Consider the following 20,168-nt stretch of genomic DNA (forward strand, 5'->3'; position numbering starts at 1 on the left):
CGGCTCAGCAGCCGACATCCCGGAGGAAGACGCCATGAAAGCCGAACAGATTTCCATTTTTCTGGAAAACCGGACCGGTCGCCTGGAAGAAGTGACCCGCGTCCTGGCCGAAGCCGGCATCAGCATCCGCGCCCTGTCCCTGGCCGACACCTCGGACTTCGGCATCCTGCGCCTTATTGTCAGCGACCACGAAAAAGCCAAGGCGGCGCTGAAGGAAAACGGCTTCACCGTGGGCCGAAATGCCGTGGTGGCTGTCGAAGTTTCAGACAAGCCCGGCGGACTGCACGCCATTTTGAGCCTGCTCAACGCCGGCGGCGTCAATGTGGAATATATGTACGCCTTCGTGCACCAGTGCGAGCGTTCGGCAGTCATCATCTTCCGCTTCGACCGCACCGATCAGGCCATTGAGCTGTTGCAGAAAAACAATATCGCCATCATTCCCGGGGACAAGCTCTACACCATCTAGTCCCGGCCCCGACACCCGCGCGCGCCGTCAGCCGTCAGCCGTCCCCCGGCCCTGCGGCGCGCGCCAAAGCCCATATCCCCTGGCCCAAACCGGGGACAAGCGTCATCCCCCTCTGCCCCAGACCGCTCCCCCGCCGCCGCCCTGTCCCTGATCACATCCAACCCCGTCCAACGATGCGTCAGACGAGTTCTTGCCGCGCGTTGTCCTGGGGCCGGGTTGTCTGGTCACAGCCGCTGCCGCCGAGTCCCGTCTCCTGGCTACGTGTCCGACCAGCCCCAGCCTGCCCCGGCTGGACGCAACCTGCTTCTGGCCTGGGAGCGCACCGACCGCACCGTCTGGCCTGGCCTGAAACAGGATTTCGGCGCAGCCGTCGCCGCGCAGGCTCCGGTCTCACTGACGCAGCCAACCAAATCACAGAGCCCTGGTCAACAACGCCTTGACAAAAGTCACTCCCCATGGGCTACCATCGCCTTATTCTTCTGAATTTGGCCAAGTCTAATCCTTCTGGCCCAAAGGACCGCTGTCATGGGACCTGTGCTCCGCCAAATCGAGGCTCTGGCCTGGGAATTGCCGCAGACCGGGGCCATGCGCACGCGGGCCGTTTTTTACGGCAGTCAGGCCGCGGCCAAGGCCCTGGAGGACGGTGTCCTGACACAGCTCGCCAATGTGACCGGATTGCCCGGCGTCGTTGGCCCGGTCCTGGCCATGCCCGACGCCCATCCAGGCTATGGATTTCCCATCGGCGCGGTGGCGGCTTTCGACCCGGAGGCTGGCGGCGTGGTATCGGCCGGAGGCGTGGGTTTCGACATTGCCTGCGGCGTACGCACCCTTGTCGGCAACCTTTCCCGGCAGGACGTCGAACCGGTGCGGGAACAGCTGGCCGACCGCCTTTTCGCCCGCATCCCCTGCGGCCTCGGCCAGGGCGGGGCGCTTCGCCTGTCGGACGCCGCCATGGACAGGATGCTTCGCGGCGGCGCGGCCTGGGCCGTGGGCCAGGGCTACGGCGAAGCCGGCGACCTGACCCGATGCGAGGAGGGCGGCGTCATGGCCGGAGCCGATCCAGCGGCTGTGTCCGGGCTCGCCCGCAAGCGCCAGCGCGACGCTCTGGGAACGCTCGGTTCCGGCAACCACTATCTTGAAGTGCAATACATCGACGAGATATACGATCACCCTGCCGCCGCCGCCTACGGCCTTCGCCGCGATCAGGTGGCCGTATCGATCCACTGCGGTTCCCGGGGCCTGGGCCATCAGACGGCAACCGACCACATGGCCGCCATGCGCCAAGCCGCTCCCGGCCACGGCATAACGCTCCCCGACCCGGATCTGGCCTGCGCGCCCATTGCATCGGCCCTTGGACAGTCCTATCTCGGCGCCATGCGGGCCGCCATCAACTGCGCCCTGGCCGGCCGACAGGTGTTAAGTCACCTCGTGCGCGAGGTCTTTGCCGAATTGTTCCCCGGCTGCCGGCTCCCTCTTCTTTTCGACGTCTCCCACAACACCTGCAAGGTGGAGCGGCATCAAACGGAACGCGGCGTCAAAACCCTCTACGTCCACCGCAAAGGAGCCACCCGGGCCTACGGGCCGGGCCATCCGGAACTGCCGGACTTCTGCCGGGCCGTCGGACAACCGGTCATTATCGGCGGCAGTATGGGGACGGCCTCCTTTATTCTCTGCGGCGCGGCCTCCGCTGCCGGCCGCTCGTTTGCCTCGGCCTGCCACGGAGCCGGACGCGCCCTGGGACGCCGTCAGGCGGCCAAACAGTTCCCAGCCCGCAGCGTGCTGGCCGATCTGGCCGAGCGCGGCATTTCCCTGCGCGCCAAAAGCCTCAAAGGGGTTGGCGAAGAGGCTCCGGCAGCCTACAAGGACATAGAAGACGTGGCCCACACGACCCAGGAGCTGGGTCTGGCCCGTAAAATCGCCAGGCTTCGTCCCCTGGCCTGCATCAAGGGGTAATACTGTCATGCTTGAAGGTCTCATCCGCGAAACCGACGCCTTGGAAAAACTGACCGGTGATGCGTTGCTGCTCGTGGACAAAGACGACATCATTTTGCACGCAACGCCCGGGGCCGCAGCATTTTTGGGCGTTCCGGCCAACCAGCTGACCGGTATGCCCCTTGGTCTGCCCCTGGATGGGGAGAGTGTTCGGGAGGTGCGTCTGCCGGCTACCGGCCGTCTGGCGGTTATGCGCCGGGAAATCCTGCGCCGCACCGATCTGCCCCTGACCCGGGTGCTGCTGCGCGATCTGGCCCCCCTGCGTGCGGCCGAGGACCAGCTCGTCGCCGCCCGGGAGGCGGCCAAGGCCGGCGAACGGGCCAAAAGCCATTTCCTGGCCAACATCACCCACGAAATCCGCACCCCCATGATCGGCATCCTCGGCATGACCGAGTTGACCCTGGCCACGGAGCTTACAGCCAAGCAGCGGGAATATCTGGAGATGGCCCGCCACTCGGCCCAATCTCTACTGACCGTGCTCAACGATATTGTGGACTATGCCCGCATTGAAGTGGGCGCGTTGGAACTGGCCCGGCTACCTTTTGATCTGCGGGCCACGGCCGAGGAGATTATCAGCGTCTTCCGGCCCCTGGCAGCCAAGAAGGGTTTGTCGCTCACCTATCGTTTTGTCGGCGCCGTCCCCCATACCCTGGTCGGCGACGCCAGCCGGTTGCGTCAGGTGCTGATCAATCTGGTCGGGAATGCCGTCAAATTCACTGATGCCGGCAGCGTGGTTCTGGTCATTGCCCGAACCGATTCAGGTCCAACGTCCAGCCGGGCAAGACTGCACTTCGAGGTGCGCGATACCGGCATCGGCATCCCCGGCGATAAAATTCAGACAATTTTCGACAGTTTCACCCAGGCCGACGTGTCCCCGGCCCGGCGCTACCAGGGAGCGGGCCTCGGCTTGGCCATCGTGCGCCATCTCGTGGAAATGATGGGAGGAACCTACCATGTCGAAAGCGAGGAAGGCAAAGGCAGCATCTTCACCTTCGAGATGGACTTTGCCCTGCCCGGAAGCCTCACGACCGTTGCGCCTGCCGCAGTTGCGCCACAACCAGCCAAGGCCCGCTCCCTGACCATTCTTTTGGCCGAGGACAATCCCATCAATCAGATTTACGCCCAGGAATTGCTGGAGATGGACGGCCACGAGGTGGTGGTGGCCCACACCGGCAGACGCGCCCTGGAGGCGCTTCGCAAGAAACGCTTCGACGCTATCCTCATGGACATCCAGATGCCTGAAATGGATGGACTGGAGGCCACCCGGGCCATCAGAAACGATACCAGCGGCGACTTTGATCCGGGCATTCCCATTGTGGCCCTGACGGCCCATGCCCTCAAAGGCGACCGGGAAACATTCCTGCAAGCCGGCATGAACGAATACCTGAGCAAGCCCGTCAGTCCCAGCGAGCTTGAAATGGCCCTTAGCCGGGTGATGGGCCTCTCGCCGACTCAGGCCCAAGACCAGCCCCTGCCTCGTGACGACGGTCGGCTGGTACTCGACTGGACCGAACTGCTGTCCAAGGCCCGGGGCAACACCGGATTTCTCATGAAACTGTTCGGGGCCTTCGTGGCCGAGCAGCCGGGAAATCTGGTTTCCATGCGCGACGCACTGACCGGGCCTGACTTGCAGCATCTGGCCTTTCTGGCCCATTCCCTGAAGGGCGCCTCGGCCACCATGTGCGCCCCGGTGTTGCGCGAGGCCTGCCACGATCTGGAACGTGCTTCCCGGGAGAACAACCAGCCCCAGGCCCAGGCGGCCTTTGAGCGCATGGAAGCGGCCATGGATGATGTCTTGGCGGCCATGCGCATCAAGCTCACCGCCGCCTGAGGGTTTGGCCGGCGCGCCCGATTACTTGCTGGACCAGAGTTTGACCAGCCGGGCCATCTCCAGGGGTTCCAGGCTCGGGGTGTCGTACCGGCCGGCTGCGTCGAGCTGGCGAAACCCTTCGTACAGAATCACTGCGGCGGCTACCGACACATTAAGGCTTTGCACCATGCCCATCATGGGGATATACAGCGCCCCGTCGACATGCGGGGCCAAGTCGTCGTCCACGCCCCGGTGCTCGTTGCCGAGGATGATGGCGGTCTTGCCGGTGAGATTCCAATGCGGCAGCGGTTTGGCCGTTTCAGAGAAGCTCGTGGCCAACAGGGCATAGCCCTGGCTTTTGAGCGTTTGCGCCAGGGAGGCCGCGTCGCGGTGGCGCACGGTTTCCACCCATTTCTTGGCCGAACCGGATGATTTTTTCCCCAGAGCCGGAAAGGCTGTGTCGGTGTAAAGCAGATGGACGCGGTGAATGCCGAAGGCGTCACAGCTTCGCAATATGGCCGACACGTTGTGGGGATCGTGGATGTTGTTTACAACCAGGGTCAGGTCGGTCTGACGCCTGGCCAGGACTTCCTCAATGCGCTTTGCCCGGCGCTCGGTGATGCAGACATGCATGGCCGTGGCACATAGGCCAATATGCCGTCCGGCGCAAGAACAAGGAGTTGGGATCATGCCGAGAATTTCCGCCCCAGACGTGACTGCCGCCAAAGGGGCGCGTAAAATCGCCATGCTGGCTGCCTATGACTATACATCTGCCCGCCTGGCCGAGGCGGCCGGGGTGGATGTCCTGCTCGTCGGCGATTCCCTGGCCATGGTGGTTTTGGGGCACGACGACACGTTGTCGGTGACCATGGATGAAATGCTCCACCATGTCCGAGCCGTGGCCAAGGGCTCGGAAACGGCCCTGGTGGTGGCGGACATGCCCTTTTTGTCCTATCAGGTTTCGGTCGAGACGGCCGTGGCCAATGCCGGCCGCTTCCTCAAGGAAGGCCGGGCCGGAGCCGTCAAACTCGAAGGCGGACGCGAGGTGGTCCCCCAAGTGCGGGCCATGGCGGCTGCCGGCATTCCCGTCCTTGGCCATGTGGGGCTCACCCCGCAGCATCTGGCAGCGCTCGGCGGATTTAAAGTCCAGTCCAAAACGGCCGAGGCGGCAGCCAAGCTGCTGGACGACGCCCTGGCCCTGGCTGAGGCCGGTTGTTTCGCCATCGTGCTCGAATGCATCCCGGCCCCGGTGGCGGCGGCCGTAACCAAAGCCCTGCCCGTGCCCACGATCGGCATCGGGGCCGGACCGGATTGCGACGGCCAGGTCCTGGTCTTCCACGACGTCTTAGGACTCTACGACCGCTTGCGCCCACGATTCGTGAAACAGTTCGGGACACTCGGGGAGCAGGCCGTGGCCGCATTGACGCGGTACGTCGAGGCGGTTAGGAGTTCGGATTTTCCGGGACCGGAGCAGAGTTTTTCCATGGCCCCGGACGCGCTGGCCGCGTTCTCGGCCCTGATCGGGAAAAACGATGACATTCCCGATAGCTTGAAGACCAAGCCCTGACCAGCAGCCGTGGCGCATCGGCGTCCATTTTTATGAGCGGTACATGAAAAACAAGCAGTATGACGACGACGTCCGGGAATTCATTGCCCTGCAAAACGGGGTGTTCCTGGTCGTCAGCACCGATGCCCTTTTTAACAAAAACCTGCGCAGCACCCTGCTTCGCCACCTGACCATCAAGGATGAATGCGTTCACAACATTGCCACAACTGAGCAACTCCCCAAAAACATCAAGCAATTGCGCGCAAAGAGCCACAAGATCCTTGTCTTCATCGAACGGGAACTAAACGGTCGCAACACCTCCGATATTATCCGCTATCTTAAAAACGATTTTGCCAATGACCTTTTTGTGGTGGTCCTGACGACGGAAGTCGAGCGCGACAAGCTTGTCCTGCTCCACGAACTCGGTGCGGACAACATCATCACCAAGCCCATCTCTGCGGATACGATGATCGAAAAGATCGCCTTCACGGTCAAACCCCGGGGACAGCTTGGCGAGTTTATGGACAAGGGCCGCCAGTGCCTGGAGATGGGCGATGCCCTGGAGGCGGCCAAAATCGCCAGACAGGTCCTGGACATGAAGTCCAACAGCCCGTCGGGACTCCTGCTTATGGGCGACGCCCTGCGGGCCATGGGCAAAAAGGATGAGGCGCTTCGGGCCTATACCCAGGCGGAAAAAGGAGCTCGGCTCTTTCTCGATCCCCTTAAAAAGATTGCCGAACTCCACCACGAGGAAGGCAATACCACCGAAGAAATCAAGTTCTTGGAGCGTCTGGACAAACTCTCGCCGCTCAACGTCGACCGCAAGGTGGACATCGGCACGGGCTACATCAAGCTTGGCGATACGGACAAAGCCAAGGCCGCCTTTGATATGGCGGTGCGCATCGCCACCAAGGAAGCCCTGGACGCTGTCAGCCGCGTCACCCAGACCATTGCCATGCGCTGCATGGAGTCCGCCCCGGAATTGTCCGAGCAGTATCTGCGCCAGTCGCTCAATACCCGAAAAAACATGCTCGACCGCTCCGATATCGAGACCTTCAACCGTTTGGGGCTCATGCTGCGCCGCCAGGGCAAGTGGCAGGAAGCCATTGCCGAATATCGCAAGGCCCTTAAAATATCCCCTGACGATCCCGGGCTCTACTACAATATTTCCATGGCTTACACCGAAGGCCGCCAGTACATTGAAGCCTACCAATACCTGGATCGGTCCTTGTCGCTCAATCCCGATCTTTGGAAAAACGGCGAGGCGGTGTGCTACAATATCGCCACGGTCTATCGTCGCTACGGCAAGAAAGATCCGGCCGTGGACTATCTCAAAAAAGCCCTGGAAATAAATCCCGGCTATGAAAAGGCCAAATCCCTGCTTCAGGAGATGGGCGCGGGCCGCTAGTCCGCAACGCGTTGCCCGACCAGCTCTTCCACTGCACCCGGCAGCCGCCCCCGGCTTGCCACCAACTGCCCAGTCCAACCGGAGTTTTTCCTCATGATCGTCCATCCCGACTTTGATCCCGTGGCTGTGAGCCTCGGCCCTGTCAGCGTCCGTTGGTACGGCCTTATGTACCTGATCGGTTTTGCCGCGGCCTGGATACTCGGACGCTGCCGGGCCTCGCGTCCGGGTTCAGGCTGGACCGCCCTTGAAGTCGACGATCTGGTGACCTACATGGTACTTGGCGTGGTGGTCGGCGGACGGGTGGGCTACATGCTCTTTTACGATCTGCCGGCCCTGGCCGCCAATCCGCTGTCTCTTTTTATGGTCTGGCAGGGGGGAATGTCGTTTCACGGCGGCTTTTTGGGCGTACTCACGGTGGTATGGCTGTGGGGCCGCAAAACCGGCAAGGGCTTCTGGGGTGTGGCCGATTTCACCGCCCCTCTGGCCCCGTTCGGCATTTTCGCCGGCCGCATCGGCAACTTCATAAACGGCGAACTCTGGGGCAAGGCGACCAATCTGCCCTGGGGCGTCCTCTTTTCCGACCCCCGGGCCGGGGGTGTTCCCCGCCATCCGTCGCAGCTCTACGAGGCCCTGCTCGAGGGTGCAGCCCTTTTCACCATTGTCTGGCTCTACTCGGCCAAGAAGCACAAGCCGGGAGCGGTCAGCGGCGTCTTTTCCCTGTACTACGGCATCTTTCGCTTTGCCGTGGAATTCGTGCGCCTGCCTGACCCCCAGCTCGGCTATCTGGCCTTTGGCTGGCTGACCATGGGCCAGCTCTTAAGCCTTCCGGTCATCGCCCTTGGCCTCTGGCTCATCCTGCGCCCGGCACACGAACCGGCGGCAGCGTAAAGCGCCGCTATTCGCGGTGCAGGGGAATGAGCACGAACTCTCCGCACAAGTCCTCGGCCTGGGTTTCCGGCCACACGGCCACGTAGGTCTTGCCCCGGGCCTGTTCCACCGGCACGGCGGCCGGGAACGGCGCGTGGCGCTTGCAATAGCCCCACTCCCCGCCCTGCATCTCCTCTGGAGGGCAGTAGCGGTGCTCGGGTGGGATCGGTCCCTTCCAATACCGACACATCCGGCATTTCTGCTTCATGCTGCCTGCCTGGGGTCGTAGTTGTTCGCGCATGGACGTCCCTCCCCAGTCTGCTTGTCTGTCCGTCTCTGCCCTGATCCAGCCTAGTGGGCGCCGCCTGTGGGCAATCCCGGCACGGTGATCTCAAACAGTTCGGGCCAGTGTTTGCCGGTCACCCAGACCCGCCCGGTGGCCGGATCGTGGGCGATGCCATTTAACACCTTGTTGAGGTCGGTGGCCGTGACGCCCGGGCGCAGCCCAGAACAGTCCACCCAGGCCGTCACCCGGCCGCTGGCCGGATCAATGACGGCAATGCGGTCATCCCCCCAGACATTGGCCCAGATCTGCCCGGCAATCAGCTCCAGCTCATTGAGGCGTGTCACAGGCGCACCGTCGTCGGTTACGGATACCGCCCCGATGGCAGCCATGGTGGCGGGATCATAAAAAAACAGTTTATCCGAGCCGTCGCTGACCACAAGCATGCCATTGAGGACGCAGGCCCCCCATCCCTCGGTCGGCAGCGGGAACTCCCCAGCCGGGGACAGGTCCGCCGGCTTGGAAACCAGCACCCGGCCTTCCCGCCAGGAGAGCTGGTACAACAGCCCGCGAACCAGGGCCAGGCCCTCGCCGAAAATTGTGGCCGGGAGCACCCGTCGGGCCAGCACCTGCCCGGTGGCCGGATCCACCCGGCGAAGGGTCGATTGGCCGTAGAGTCCCGTGCTCTCGTACAAAAAACCGTCGTGGTAGAGCAGGCCCTGGGTAAAGGCCTTGGGATCATGGGGCAGCCGGGTCTTTATGACTGCGGGCAACAGCGGCGCAGCCAGGCCGACGCCGGCCAGACAGGAGCAAACCAGCAACACGGGCAGCGCAATGGCCGCAAGTCGTCTAATAGTCGAGGACATGTCGTGAATCCACGCCGTAGCGGCGCATGCGGTTGAGGATCGTGCCACGGCTGACGCCAAGTATTCTGGCCGCTTTCGAACGGTTGCCCCCGGCCTGACGCAGGGCGGTTACGAGTTCGCTGCGCTGGGCTTCGAGCACGACGCCCGGGCGGCAGACTGCGGCAGGAATGTCCTGGCTGGCTGGCATGAGCAGCGACGGCGGCAGATGCCGGGGTTCCACCGGACCTGCGTCGGTGACCACAAAGGCGTATTCCAGGGCGCTTTTGAGCTCGCGCACATTGCCGGGCCAGGGATGGGCCAGAAGGATGCGCATGGCTTCCGGGGAAATGGAGGGCACGGGCCGGGCAGCCTGGGAGGCCAGACGACGCAGGAAATGCTCGGCCAGGGGAGCCAGATCCTCAAGCCGGGTGCGCAGTGGCGGCAACTCAATGGGAATGACGTTTATCCGGAAAAAAAGGTCTTCCCGAAAACGCCCTGCCGCCACCAGCCGGGACAAATCGCGATTGGTGGCGGAAATAACCCGTACATCGGCCCGCACAGACCTGTTTTCGCCCACCCGCTCAAAGCGCTTGGTCTCAAGGACACGCAGCAGCTTGACCTGGATGGAGGCTGGGGCGTCGCCGATTTCATCCAAAAAGATGTCGCCCCCGTCCGCGGCCTCAAACCGGCCCTGGCGATGGCGGTGGGCTCCGGTAAACGCACCCTTGGCATGGCCAAACAGTTCGCTCTCTAGCAATGCTTCGGACAGGGCGGCGCAATTGAAGGGAATAAACGGTCCCTGCCGCCGCCGGCCAAGCTCATGAATAGCCCAGGCCGCCAGTTCCTTGCCCGTGCCGGATTCACCCACAAGCAGCACCGGCGCATCGCTCCCGGCCGCCCGCTCGAGCAAATCAAACACCCGGCGCATGGCCGGCGAGGCCCCGATCATGCCGTGAAAGCCCTCATCGGCGGAAAGGAGGCGGGTCAGTTCCTCCACCTTGCGATCCAGCCCGGCCAGTTCGGACAGATCCGTCAGGGTTTCCACGGCAAAAAGCGGCTGACCGGCGGTATCGCGCAGAAGCGACTGGTTTTTGAGCACCGGCAGATAAGTCCCGTCCTTGCGCCGGATCATGCAGCGCTTGGCCCGGGTGGTTTTTTCGGCAAACAGTCGGCACCACGCGCCGCCGCCGCCTCCCCGTTCCCGTTCGCACAGGTCGCAGTCAAACACCCGGCAGGACTGGCCAACGAGCTCCTCCCGGCCATAGCCGGTCAGGCGTGTAAGCGCCTCGTTGACCATGGCAATAGCCCCGTTGGCTCCCACCAGCAGGAGGCCTTCGCTCATGGTGTTGACGATTTCCCTGAGGTGCTTTTCAAATTCCACAACAACCCGCCACACCTGCGAAAGCAGGGCGCCGCGCAGGCGGCGAAGTGCCCGCGCCTGCCCCGGCAGTCAGCTGTTTACTCGTAATCCCAAACCGTTAGCATGATGCTTAGGGCCTTGCAAGGCGAGGCCTAACTCCAAAATGAAAGCGCGACAGACCGGTTGCCGTCGCGCTTTTCATGCTTACACTGGGTGGATGAATGATTTCCTTATTTTCAGCGGCGTCCTGGTGGCCTGGTTCCTGGTGGTACGCTTTATCTTCCCAAAACTCGGCATCCAAGGCTGAGGCGTCAAGACGGGGTGCGGTCCGCACTCCCCAAAAACACCGCTGTCTCCTGACACGCCGAACAAGGGCGACGACGTCCAGCCTAAAAGCTGATCTTAAAGCCGACGTTCCCGCCCAGGCTGTCCATCCCGTTGTCGGAAAACGATCCCAGGTGCTGGTAACGTCCGGCAGCCTTGAGACTGACGTTTTTCGCCAGGGCGACCGAAGCGCCGACATCGGCCTGTCCGGCCCCGCTTTGCTTGGAGCCGTTATAGGGCAGGTCCTTGTCGGCAAACACGCCGCCGCCGCCGGCGCCGACAAAGAGCGTTCCCTTGGGCGTTCGCACAAAATTCCAGCGGGCCATGGCGGCAATACCCGTGGCGTTGTTGGTTTCCTGCTTGCTGCTGACGCCAAGGGGCGTTGCTGTCTTGGTTGTCTGATCCACGGCGTAGCCTAGACCTTCGGCTTCGATGGCGACGCCGTCGGCAATATAGTGCCCGGCCGCACCGCCGTAGGTGCCAACCACGCCGACGTTCTTGTTGGTTGTTCCATACACGCCGCCCCGGGGTTCGACGTAGCTCGTCCCCTGGGTGTATTCCTGGGCCAAGGCCAACCCGGTCTGCGCAAGCACGGCGCAGGCGGCGATGAGGGTGATGGCGAGCTTCATGGGTACGCTCCTTCTGGGAGTCCGGCCGTCCGGCAGACTCAGTGCATCAGGGACTTGGCGGCCAGGGTTTTGGGGTCGGGCCGAAGGGACGGCAGTTTTTCCAGGATGACCGCCGTGCCATAGCAGGAAAAATAGCGGGAGCCATCGGGATGGAAAGCCACGTTCTCCTGGTAGCCGATGATGGCGTCAGCCCCGATGTCCAGGGCACTGGCGGTGAGCCCGTAGAACGCGCATTCGGAATCAAACCCACGTCCGCTGACCAGCCCGAGAACCCGGCGGATCTTGCGGCCATCGAGATGGGGGGTGGTCACCACGGGGAACTTGCCGCTAAAAAACAGCTCCTTGGCATTTTTCAGCCGGGCGCCCTTCTTGAGTTCCTCATGGCGATCCCGAATCTTCTTGTCAGCGCCGGCGAAAATGGAAAGCATGGCGTTCTCCTTGGTATCACGTTGTGACGGCGCAGCAGCCAACCGCCTTCACCGCAGGGTCGCCCTTCCCCTAGCAAAGAGCTTGCCAAGATTATTAACCAATAATTTCAGGGATATAATTTTTCATCCCAGCCGTATGTCAAAAGGCCGACTGCCTGGAACAGGACGCCAACGGGCCCAAAAAAAGCCGGACCGCGACGGTCCGGCTTTTGACTGCGCCAGAGGGAAGGTCTCAGCCAGCTTTGTCCAGATAGCGGCGCACGGCGGGATTAGGTCGCACCGTGGTGCGGTAGCCGGAAAGCCGCTGATTTTCCTGCTTGGCCCGCTGCAGATCATTTTTAAGGTCGGCATGAAGGCGTCTGGCCTCCACGGTGAGCTGGCCTTGCAGATTCTTAAGCTTGTGGAGCTTGTCCCGAAGCAGGCCGATGCTGTCTGGATCGGCACACTGCCAAGCCATTTCCAGCAGTCGTCCACGATCCTTGGCCAGCTTTTCAGCTTCTTCGATTTCGCCGGCGAGAAGATAGTGCAGTTCGCGTTCACCGGTGGCCAGGGCCGCTTCAAGGAATTCAAGCTTGTCGGACATGACGTTATTCCTTTCCGGTGCTCTCGAAGCTTTTCTGCAGTTCACCGATGACCGCTTTGAAGCGACCCATGGACGGAATAAATTCGTATTCCAGCAGGTCGGCGAGCAGAATCCAGTCCTCGTTTTCAAGCACTTCCAACATTTCCGAGAAGAGGTTGGAAATTTCATCGGCCGCCGCATCAAAGGCAGAGTCGGTGCGCTTGACGGCCTCACCGCGCAACACGCCGATCATGTTGAGGAAGTCCCGGGTCACATCCATGAGATCCTGGTAGACTTCCAAGGCCTCGGCATCGTCGGCCTGGCGGAACAGCTCAGCCACCCGGCGGGCGCCGTGGTCCATAAGCTGTACAACCTTGCCAAGCTCCATGGTCATGTCGAGCGCCATGTCCGCAACGGGCACGCTTTTGACTTCCACGGACTCGATCTCATCGACCTCGATGTCCTCAGCCTGATGGGGATAGATCTCGGAAAATGTTTCGTTGTTGACGAACACATCCGTGACGATTCGACCGTCCAGTTCATTCGTCTCCATGATGCGGAGCAGAATTTCCTCAAGATTTTGGAACTGCTTGATTTCCATGCCGGTTGCCCGGCCATCCACACTTATCATGTCGCGCCTCCCTCTGGAGTTGTTATCGAAGGGAAAGGATTTCCTGTCCCGCCCCTTCTTATACAACAACCGTGCCAGGGAGTTCAGGCCTCGACGAGATGGGTGAAAGCGGTCACGCAGGCGGCAAAGCGGCGGATGTTGGCGACAAGACGGTCCAGATTCGGGACCTGCTCCTGGGCCTGACGCTGCCACAACTGGCCAAGCACGGCCAGATGCGGCGAAGCGGCCCACAGGCTGTTTATGCGCTCGTAGCTGGCCAGAAATCGGCTTTTCATGGCCTGATTGCGGGCAGCCAGGACAGCCTGCCCTTCGACCAGACGGAGCATGTCGGCCGATTGGGCCAGGCTGCGGACCAGGGCCTGACGGTCGGCATCGGGCAGGGCCGCCGGCAGTACTATCGGCGGGACAAAGGGGGTGTCGTCAAGGAATTGACGAAGAACGTGGCGCTGGTGACGCAGCCAGATGGCCCGCGGTTCACTGTCGTGCCCAGTCAAGGAAACGAGATCCATAAAACCGGCGGCATCAAAGGCCGACACCCAGGCCCTGGCTCCGGGGTAGCGCCCCGGGGCAAAGGCCCCGGTGTGGCAAAAGGCCACGACGGCCTGGGCCACGGCATCGGGCGAAATGGCCTCCAGACAGGCGTGATCGTGCGAACAGGGTATGCCAAAGGGGCAGGGATGGCAGGGCATATCCGGCTCCAGGCACAGGCAGCCTTCCAGATAGGGGCCGGTGTCAAAGGGCTGGGCCGTGGCCAGAAAGACGGCCACGCTGGGGACGCCCAGACCGGCCGCCAGATGCAGGGTGCCGGTGTCGTTGGTGACAAGCAAGGCCAGTCTGGCTGTCACGGCCGCAAGCAGCGGCAGACCGGTGGCCCCGACCAGATCCAGGCACGGTCCGGTGTACAGTTCGCGAAACCGGGCGGCCAACGATTTTTCCGCGCCCGTCCCGACCAGGACGGCCACGGTGCCCAGCCGCTCCCACAGGAGGCTGGCCACCCGGGCAAACCGCGCCACCGGCCACTGCCGCGCCGCGGCGCTGGCTCCGAGTTGGAAACCGACGGCCAAGGCCCCTGCCGCCACGTCGGCAAAAAGCGCCGCAGCTTGGCCAGACTCGGCCCCGCCAGGACGTTTGAGGGCAAACCGGCCCCGCCCCTGGCCGACTCCGGCGGATTTGCGAAACAGGTCCACAACATTGAAGGGACTCAGCCCCCGTCTGGCCGAAGAGGCTTCCAAAAAAGCAGCCCAGGGCGTCGATTCATGGCGAAATCCGAAGGCATCCAGAGAAAAGCCGCGCACGGCGTCGCCGCAAAGCCGCCGGGCCAGGAGACGCGCAGACAGGGCCGCCGTCAGGTTGACCACGGTCTGCGGAGCAGCCTGGCTAGCCACTGCATCGGTAAATTCCGTGACCGCGACCAGGGCCTGCCGCCAATCCCCGGCCAGTCCGGCCAGGAAACGCGCCCCGGGCAGCGGGAAAATGGCCGAAGCTTCGGGCAACAAGGCGGCAGCGCCGGCAAAATTTTCCAAGCAGGCCACGGACACGGCATGCCCTTCCCCGGCCAGTTCGGCCAGGGCCGGCTGGGACTGGAGCAAATCGCCAAAGCGCGTGAGATTTTGCAACACAATATTCATGCAGGCTCCATGACAGGCGTCAAAGTCCTTGCCAAGCACCCGGAACGCCCCAGGCCGGCTTGTTGCCCTGACCGTAAGATGCTACCAGGGACACGGAGCATCGCAGCCGGCCCGGCCGCCTCGACACCCACATGAGTAATTCCTTCGAAGACACCGAACTCACCGCCAAGGCGCTGGAATTGGAACGGTTCCTCCCGGAGGGCCGCCAATCGGAATTCCGGACGCTGGTGGCCGCCATGGCCGACGAGGCCGCCCGCAACAGCGCCCAGGCCGAAGAGACGGTCAGGTTGCGCGAACACGCCCGCCGACTCGGCGGCCAGCTCAAGCGACTGCAGGAGATCTTCCGTGGCAACGACCAGGCCTTTGCCACCTTCCGTTCGGCCCTGACCCTGTCCCGACGCCTGCGGCGCATGGATGAGCTGCCCGACATGTTGGCCGAACTGTCCCGGGCCATGGGCGTAACCACGCTGACCTGCCTGCTCTCCCGGGAACTCTTTGCCGCATTCGTGCCGCCGGGATTTCCTTGCCCGGCCGCCAAGGCGCTGACAACGGCCATAAACGCTCTGCCCCGCGCTGACCCGGGACGCCGGGTCTATGTCGGCCCAGTGGCCGCCCTGCCGCGCCCCGACTTTTTTTTCAATCCGGCCGTGTTGACCGCCCAACCGCAACTGCGTGAGGGATCGTGCTTTATCGCCCCTCTGGCCGACAAATACCAGCCCAAACGGCGCATCGGCGTTCTGGCCATGGCCGACAGCAATGCGGGCCGTTACTGTGCCGAGAAAGGCACGGATTTTCTGGAACATTTCTGTGACGTTTTGGCCGGCGATCTGCTCCACGTCAAGATTCACGAAGAACTGACCCGACAACGCGAAGCCGACGAGCTGACCGGCATCCCCAACCGGGCCTACCTTCGCCGCCACGGGCCGGCCGTATTGAGTCTGGCTGAACGCCGGGGATCTTCCGTGGCCCTGCTGTTTTGTGATCTCAACCGCTTCAAAGCCGTCAATGACACGTTTGGCCACGAGACCGGCGATGCGGTGTTGCGCGACGTGGCCCGGGCCATGGCCGGACGTGTGCGCACCTACGATCTGCTGGCTCGGCTTGGCGGCGACGAGTTTGTCGTGCTGATGCCCGATGCCGGGCCGGCCGAGGGAGAGGTCATGGCCGACCGCATCCGGCACTGCGTGGCCGAAGTGGCTGGTGACCGCAATCTTTCCGGAGTGCCCGGACTTTCCGTCTCCATTGGCGTTGCCGTGTACGCGCCGGGACAGGATATTGACGATCTGGTCCGCGCGGCCGACGCGGCCATGTATGTGGACAAACGAAACACTCCCCCCCTCTAAAGACGCCTGCACCGGCCTGCACCCCGAAAACGACGAACCGGGGATGCATCCGTTTAAGCCCGCGTACCCGACAGGAGCCGTCATGCCCCGTCCCCATTGCCGCCTGGTCCTTCTGGTTGCCGCCGTGCTGTTGAGCCTTTACGCCGACACGGCCGAGGCGGCTTCCCGGGTCTCGAAACTGTTGGCAGCCATGAGCGTCGAAGAAAAGGTCGGCCAGGTGTTCATGTTGTGGTTTCAAGGTCCGACCGTCTCCGACGACATTGCCGGACTTATCCGGGACCGCCACCTTGGCGGCGTCATCCTCTATAGCGCCCCGGGCAACATCGAAACGCCGGAACAGGTGGCCGAACTGACCGCCGGCCTGCAGGCCCAGGCCGCAGCTTCCGGCCAGGGGGTCGGTCTGCTGGTTGGCGTGGACCAGGAAGGTGCGCCGGTCGCCCGCTTGCGCCGGGGATTCACCCTGTTTCCAAGCCAGATGGCCCAGGCGGCCACCGACCGGTCCGACTTTGTGCGCCAGGCTGCCGCCGCCACGGCCCGGGAATTGCGCGCTGTCGGCATCAACACCGATTTTGCCCCGGTGGCCGACGTCAATATCAACCCCGACAACCCGATCATTGGCATCCGATCCTTTGGTTCCTCCCCATCCGACGCGGCCCGCTATACGGCCGCGGCCACGGCCGGCTATGCCAATGCCGGCGTCATCTGCACGCCCAAGCATTTTCCCGGCCACGGCGACACGTCAGTGGATTCCCACGTGGGGCTGCCCCGGGTGGACCATGACGCCAGAACCCTTGACCGGGTGGATTTTCCGCCGTTTCGGGCCGCCTTTGCCGCCAATGCGCCAGCCGTCATGACCGCCCATGTGGTGGCCCCGGCCCTTGCCCACGGCGAACCGGCCCTGCCGGCCACCTTGTCGCGCCACGTGCTGGAAGGCGTGCTGCGGGGACGCATGGGCTTTGACGGCGTCATTTTCACCGATTCCCTGGGCATGGGGGCCGTGGCCAATACCTACGGCACAGCCGAGGCTTCCGTCATGGCTCTTATTGCCGGAGCCGACGTGCTGCTTATAGGAGCCGACGCCGGCCGGCCGGCCGAGCAACGTCAGGTGGCCATGGACGCCGTGCTTGCCGCTGTCCGTTCCGGCCGTGTCCCGGCCGCCCGGCTCAACGCCGCCGTGTCTCGGGTGCTGCGCCTCAAGGAACACTACGGTCTGCTCGACGCAGTCGTTCTGGCCCGGCCCGCAGCCGATGTTGCCGCCCGGGTGGGCCGAAACGAGGACGCCCTTCTGGCCCGGCGTATTGCCGCCCGAAGCCTGACCGCGTTTGGTCCGGCACATTCCACCCTGCCCTTGCCTGCCGTCGCCTCGACCCTGGTCATCCGTCCCCGCCTTGGCCGCGAGGTCATTGACGCCGAGGCCGAAGCCGCCCTAGCCCTTTGGCCCGGCCCACAGACGCTCTTTTTGCCGCCCGACCCGGACGCGCAAACGATCAGCGACGTACTGGAAAAAGCCCGTCAATCCAAGAATGTGGTCCTGCTTGTCACGGATGCCCGCCGCCAGAGCGGCCAGGTCCGGCTGGCTACGGCTCTGTCCGCTCTGGCCGATCCGCCAGTCGTGCTGGTTGCCGCCCAGTCGCCCTATGACTTGGCGCTTGTGCCCCAAACGACGGTGTGTATTGCCACCTACGGCGAAGCTCCGGCCAGCCTGGAGGCCTTGGGGCAAAGTCTTTTTGCGCCTTTCCGCTTTACCGGTCGGGCGCCGGCTGTACTCCCTTCGCATCCATAATGACACCCGGTGGGATCAATCCTTTTTTACGTAAGACCCAATGTCATGGATTGACCTTTCACATGGAATAGTTTTGGATGGAAAAAATTATCGGTCAGGAGTTCCCATGCGTGACCGCAGCATCGCCCCTTCCCCCGGCATTGCAATGCTCTGGCTGGGAATCATCTTAAGTCTTTGTATCGTCGTTACGACTTTTTTTGCAAATATGTATATAGCCGTATCCATTGCCGTCCTCGGATGCGTTGCGAGCTGGATTGTCGCTCAGCGCATCAACTCGCCGCTTCAAAGGCTTTTCCAGGGATTTCAAAAAGTCAACAGTGATCATAAAACCTTTTTCCTGGATGAAGTTATCTCCTGGCAAGCACTTGGCCCTCTGGGCCAGGAAGCTTCAGAAGCGTTTGAATTCAGCCTGCTCCGACGCGAGTACTACCGGGCCGCTGTCCTCGCTGTGGGTACCCCGTTTTTGATTACCAACAAAGACGGTATCATCACCCATTGCAGCCAGACCATGGCCGAATTGCTCCGCAAACCCCAACGGGATCTAATCGGCAAGACCGTCAGCCAGGCGGCGTATAATAAGACCGGTATTGCCATCACGGAAAAAGCTCTTCAGGACGGCAGTTCCATCCAAGCCGAACGAGATCTCGCTTTGTGGGATGGACGAACGATTGCCTGCTATTTTACAGCCAGTTGCTTTCGAGGGTTCCGCAACGACCTGCTCGGTGCGGTCTGCACCATCACCGACCAGTCTCAATTGCGCGCCCAGCAGCAGGATCTGGAAAAGACGCAAAGCGAACTGCGCAACCTCGGCGGCGACATCAACGAGTTGTCCCAGCGCGTGGCTTCGGCCTCGGAAGAACTTTCCGCCTCCTCCGACGAGCAGGCCCGAGGGGCCCAGCAGCAGAAAGGGCAGGCCGACGCCGTGGCTACGGCTATGGAAGAAATGACGGCCACGGTCATGGAAGTCGCCAAAAACGCTGCCCAGACCTCCGACGCCGCCGTCGGCGCCAACACGGCGGCCGAAACAGGCGCTGTCCAAGTCCGCGAGGCTGTGGTCGGCATCAAGGCCGTGGCTGAATCCGCCGGCAAACTCGGTCAGGTGCTCACGTCTCTCGACAGCCAAGCCGCCGAGATCGGCCGCATCATCGGCGTCATCAACGACATCGCCGACCAGACCAATCTGCTGGCCTTAAACGCTGCCATTGAGGCCGCCCGGGCCGGCGAGGCCGGTCGCGGCTTTGCCGTGGTGGCCGACGAAGTGCGAAAGCTCGCTGAAAAAACCATGACCGCCACCAAGGAAGTGGAAAAGTCCATACACGAAATCCAGGACGGTTCCCGTCACGCCGTGGCCTCCATGCAGGAAACCGAGGCCCGGGTGGCCACCAGCACCGAGGCCACCCACAAGGCCGGTGAATCCTTGGAACACATCATGGCCAGCATCCGCGAGGTCAACAGCCAAGTCAGTCAGATTGCCACAGCCGCTGAACAACAATCTGCCGCGGCTGAAGAGATCAACCACAACATCGAAGTCATCGCCCATGTGGCTGCTGAGGCCGACGAAGGCGCGGGCCAGACCGCTCAGGCGACCCGCGAACTGGCCGAATTGGCCAACTCCCTGCTCACCCTCGCGACTTCTTTTGCCCAGCGCCAGGGCGATTCCCTCAAGCTGCGCGAATCTGCCGGCAACATGAAAGGCATTCTCCCCAAACTCATGCTGGATTTCATCCAAGACCAGTATGGCGACGGGGTCTCCAACGCCCTGCAGGAAGATATGGGATACCCCACCTTCCTGCCCACTCAGAACTATCCCGATCAGGTCCTGCGCCAGATGGCGGACTTCGTGTCGGCCAAGACCGGCAAAAGCGTCAAAGAGGTGTTCCTGGCCCTGGGACGCTACACCATCAAGGGCTTCCACCGCCATTATCCGCGCTATTTCAAGGGCGAGACACTCAAAGAATTCTACCTGACCATGAACGACACCCATGCCCGGCTGACCAAGGATATGCCCGGCCTGTTGCCCCCGCGCTTCAGCTACGAGGACAAGGGCGATCGTTTGATCATGACCTACCATTCCAAGCGCGCCTATCCTGAATACTACGAGGGCATCCTGCGGGGCGCGGCCGAATTCTTCAAGGAACCAGCGGACATCACGGTCTCCTACAGTGACCCGCACACGGCCCGGGCCGAGATCATTTTCCGCGGGACTGCCCGTCGCCCCAAGGCCCTCGGGGCGTAATCGGCCTATGCGGCGCGTGCCCGACAG

The 20,168-nt window shown here is 62.7% G+C and carries 18 protein-coding genes; 9 read left to right on the plus strand and 9 right to left on the minus strand.

Going from position 1 to position 20,168, the window contains the following annotated elements; genetic code table 11:
* The first annotated feature begins 34 nt into the window (after positions 1–34).
* The 3 genes from NY78_RS01210 (at position 35) to NY78_RS01220 (ending at position 4,289) form a co-directional block, all read left to right on the plus strand.
* Positions 35–466, plus strand: a complete 432-nt coding sequence (locus tag NY78_RS01210) for an ACT domain-containing protein (protein ID WP_043630658.1) — start codon at positions 35–37, stop codon at positions 464–466.
* A gap of 525 nt (positions 467–991) precedes the next feature.
* On the plus strand, positions 992–2,419 hold the full coding sequence (locus NY78_RS01215) for an RtcB family protein (protein WP_043630660.1): 1,428 nt from the start codon (positions 992–994) through the stop codon (positions 2,417–2,419).
* A gap of 7 nt (positions 2,420–2,426) precedes the next feature.
* The gene (locus NY78_RS01220) at positions 2,427–4,289 is read left to right on the plus strand and encodes an ATP-binding protein (protein ID WP_043630662.1); all 1,863 of its coding nucleotides are present in this window, start codon (positions 2,427–2,429) and stop codon (positions 4,287–4,289) included.
* A 21-nt stretch (positions 4,290–4,310) separates the two neighbouring features.
* On the opposite strand, the gene NY78_RS01225 is transcribed toward NY78_RS01220, so the two are convergent.
* A complete protein-coding gene (locus NY78_RS01225; protein ID WP_043630666.1) occupies positions 4,311–4,901 on the minus strand; it encodes a TrmH family RNA methyltransferase in 591 nt (196 codons plus the stop codon).
* 55 nt (positions 4,902–4,956) lie between these two features.
* Here NY78_RS01225 and panB point away from each other — a divergent pair, with 55 nt between their 5' ends.
* From panB to lgt, 3 genes are all read left to right on the plus strand, one after another.
* On the plus strand, positions 4,957–5,835 hold the full coding sequence (panB, locus tag NY78_RS01230) for a 3-methyl-2-oxobutanoate hydroxymethyltransferase (protein WP_047959964.1): 879 nt from the start codon (positions 4,957–4,959) through the stop codon (positions 5,833–5,835).
* Positions 5,836–5,878: 43 nt separating this feature from the next.
* On the plus strand, positions 5,879–7,222 hold the full coding sequence (locus NY78_RS01235) for a tetratricopeptide repeat protein (protein WP_043630667.1): 1,344 nt from the start codon (positions 5,879–5,881) through the stop codon (positions 7,220–7,222).
* Positions 7,223–7,315: 93 nt separating this feature from the next.
* On the plus strand, positions 7,316–8,110 hold the full coding sequence (gene lgt, locus NY78_RS01240) for a prolipoprotein diacylglyceryl transferase (protein ID WP_043630668.1): 795 nt from the start codon (positions 7,316–7,318) through the stop codon (positions 8,108–8,110).
* A gap of 7 nt (positions 8,111–8,117) precedes the next feature.
* Here lgt and NY78_RS01245 read toward each other — a convergent pair whose 3' ends face one another.
* From NY78_RS01245 to NY78_RS01280, 8 genes are all read right to left on the minus strand, one after another.
* Positions 8,118–8,390 carry a hypothetical protein gene (locus tag NY78_RS01245; protein WP_231583677.1) on the minus strand — a complete coding sequence of 91 codons (273 nt, stop codon included), beginning with the start codon at positions 8,388–8,390 and terminating at the stop codon, positions 8,118–8,120.
* Positions 8,391–8,440: 50 nt separating this feature from the next.
* On the minus strand, positions 8,441–9,238 hold the full coding sequence (locus NY78_RS01250) for a glutaminyl-peptide cyclotransferase (protein WP_082139839.1): 798 nt from the start codon (positions 9,236–9,238) through the stop codon (positions 8,441–8,443).
* Positions 9,222–10,598, minus strand: coding sequence for a sigma-54 interaction domain-containing protein (locus NY78_RS01255; protein ID WP_082139840.1), 1,377 nt, complete (start codon positions 10,596–10,598; stop codon positions 9,222–9,224). Before NY78_RS01255 ends, NY78_RS01250 begins: the two co-directional genes overlap by 17 nt.
* A 368-nt stretch (positions 10,599–10,966) precedes the next feature.
* Positions 10,967–11,530 (minus strand): outer membrane beta-barrel protein, encoded by a 564-nt coding sequence (locus NY78_RS01260; RefSeq protein ID WP_043630671.1) that lies wholly within the window; start codon positions 11,528–11,530, stop codon positions 10,967–10,969.
* 38 nt (positions 11,531–11,568) lie between these two features.
* Complete coding sequence (locus tag NY78_RS01265; protein ID WP_043630672.1) at positions 11,569–11,958, minus strand: hypothetical protein; 390 nt, start codon at positions 11,956–11,958, stop codon at positions 11,569–11,571.
* Positions 11,959–12,190: 232 nt separating this feature from the next.
* The gene (locus tag NY78_RS01270; protein WP_043630674.1) at positions 12,191–12,541 is read right to left on the minus strand and encodes a hypothetical protein; all 351 of its coding nucleotides are present in this window, start codon (positions 12,539–12,541) and stop codon (positions 12,191–12,193) included.
* A gap of 4 nt (positions 12,542–12,545) precedes the next feature.
* On the minus strand, positions 12,546–13,151 hold the full coding sequence (locus NY78_RS01275) for a hypothetical protein (protein WP_043630676.1): 606 nt from the start codon (positions 13,149–13,151) through the stop codon (positions 12,546–12,548).
* 83 nt (positions 13,152–13,234) lie between these two features.
* On the minus strand, positions 13,235–14,779 hold the full coding sequence (locus tag NY78_RS01280) for a glycosyltransferase family 9 protein (RefSeq protein ID WP_043630678.1): 1,545 nt from the start codon (positions 14,777–14,779) through the stop codon (positions 13,235–13,237).
* Positions 14,780–14,910: 131 nt separating this feature from the next.
* Here NY78_RS01280 and NY78_RS01285 point away from each other — a divergent pair, with 131 nt between their 5' ends.
* The 3 genes from NY78_RS01285 to NY78_RS01295 all read left to right on the plus strand — a co-directional run bounded on the left by NY78_RS01285 (position 14,911) and on the right by NY78_RS01295 (position 20,141).
* A complete protein-coding gene (locus tag NY78_RS01285) occupies positions 14,911–16,122 on the plus strand; it encodes a GGDEF domain-containing protein (protein ID WP_043630679.1) in 1,212 nt (403 codons plus the stop codon).
* 82 nt (positions 16,123–16,204) lie between these two features.
* Complete coding sequence (locus tag NY78_RS01290; RefSeq protein WP_043630681.1) at positions 16,205–17,905, plus strand: glycoside hydrolase family 3 protein; 1,701 nt, start codon at positions 16,205–16,207, stop codon at positions 17,903–17,905.
* Between the two features lie 145 nt (positions 17,906–18,050).
* Positions 18,051–20,141: a methyl-accepting chemotaxis protein gene (locus tag NY78_RS01295; RefSeq protein ID WP_231583688.1), complete on the plus strand. Its 2,091-nt coding sequence runs from the start codon at positions 18,051–18,053 to the stop codon at positions 20,139–20,141.
* Positions 20,142–20,168: the final 27 nt, after the last annotated feature.

This window comes from Desulfovibrio sp. TomC (genome assembly GCF_000801335.2).
In the GTDB taxonomy this organism is placed as follows: domain Bacteria; phylum Desulfobacterota; class Desulfovibrionia; order Desulfovibrionales; family Desulfovibrionaceae; genus Solidesulfovibrio.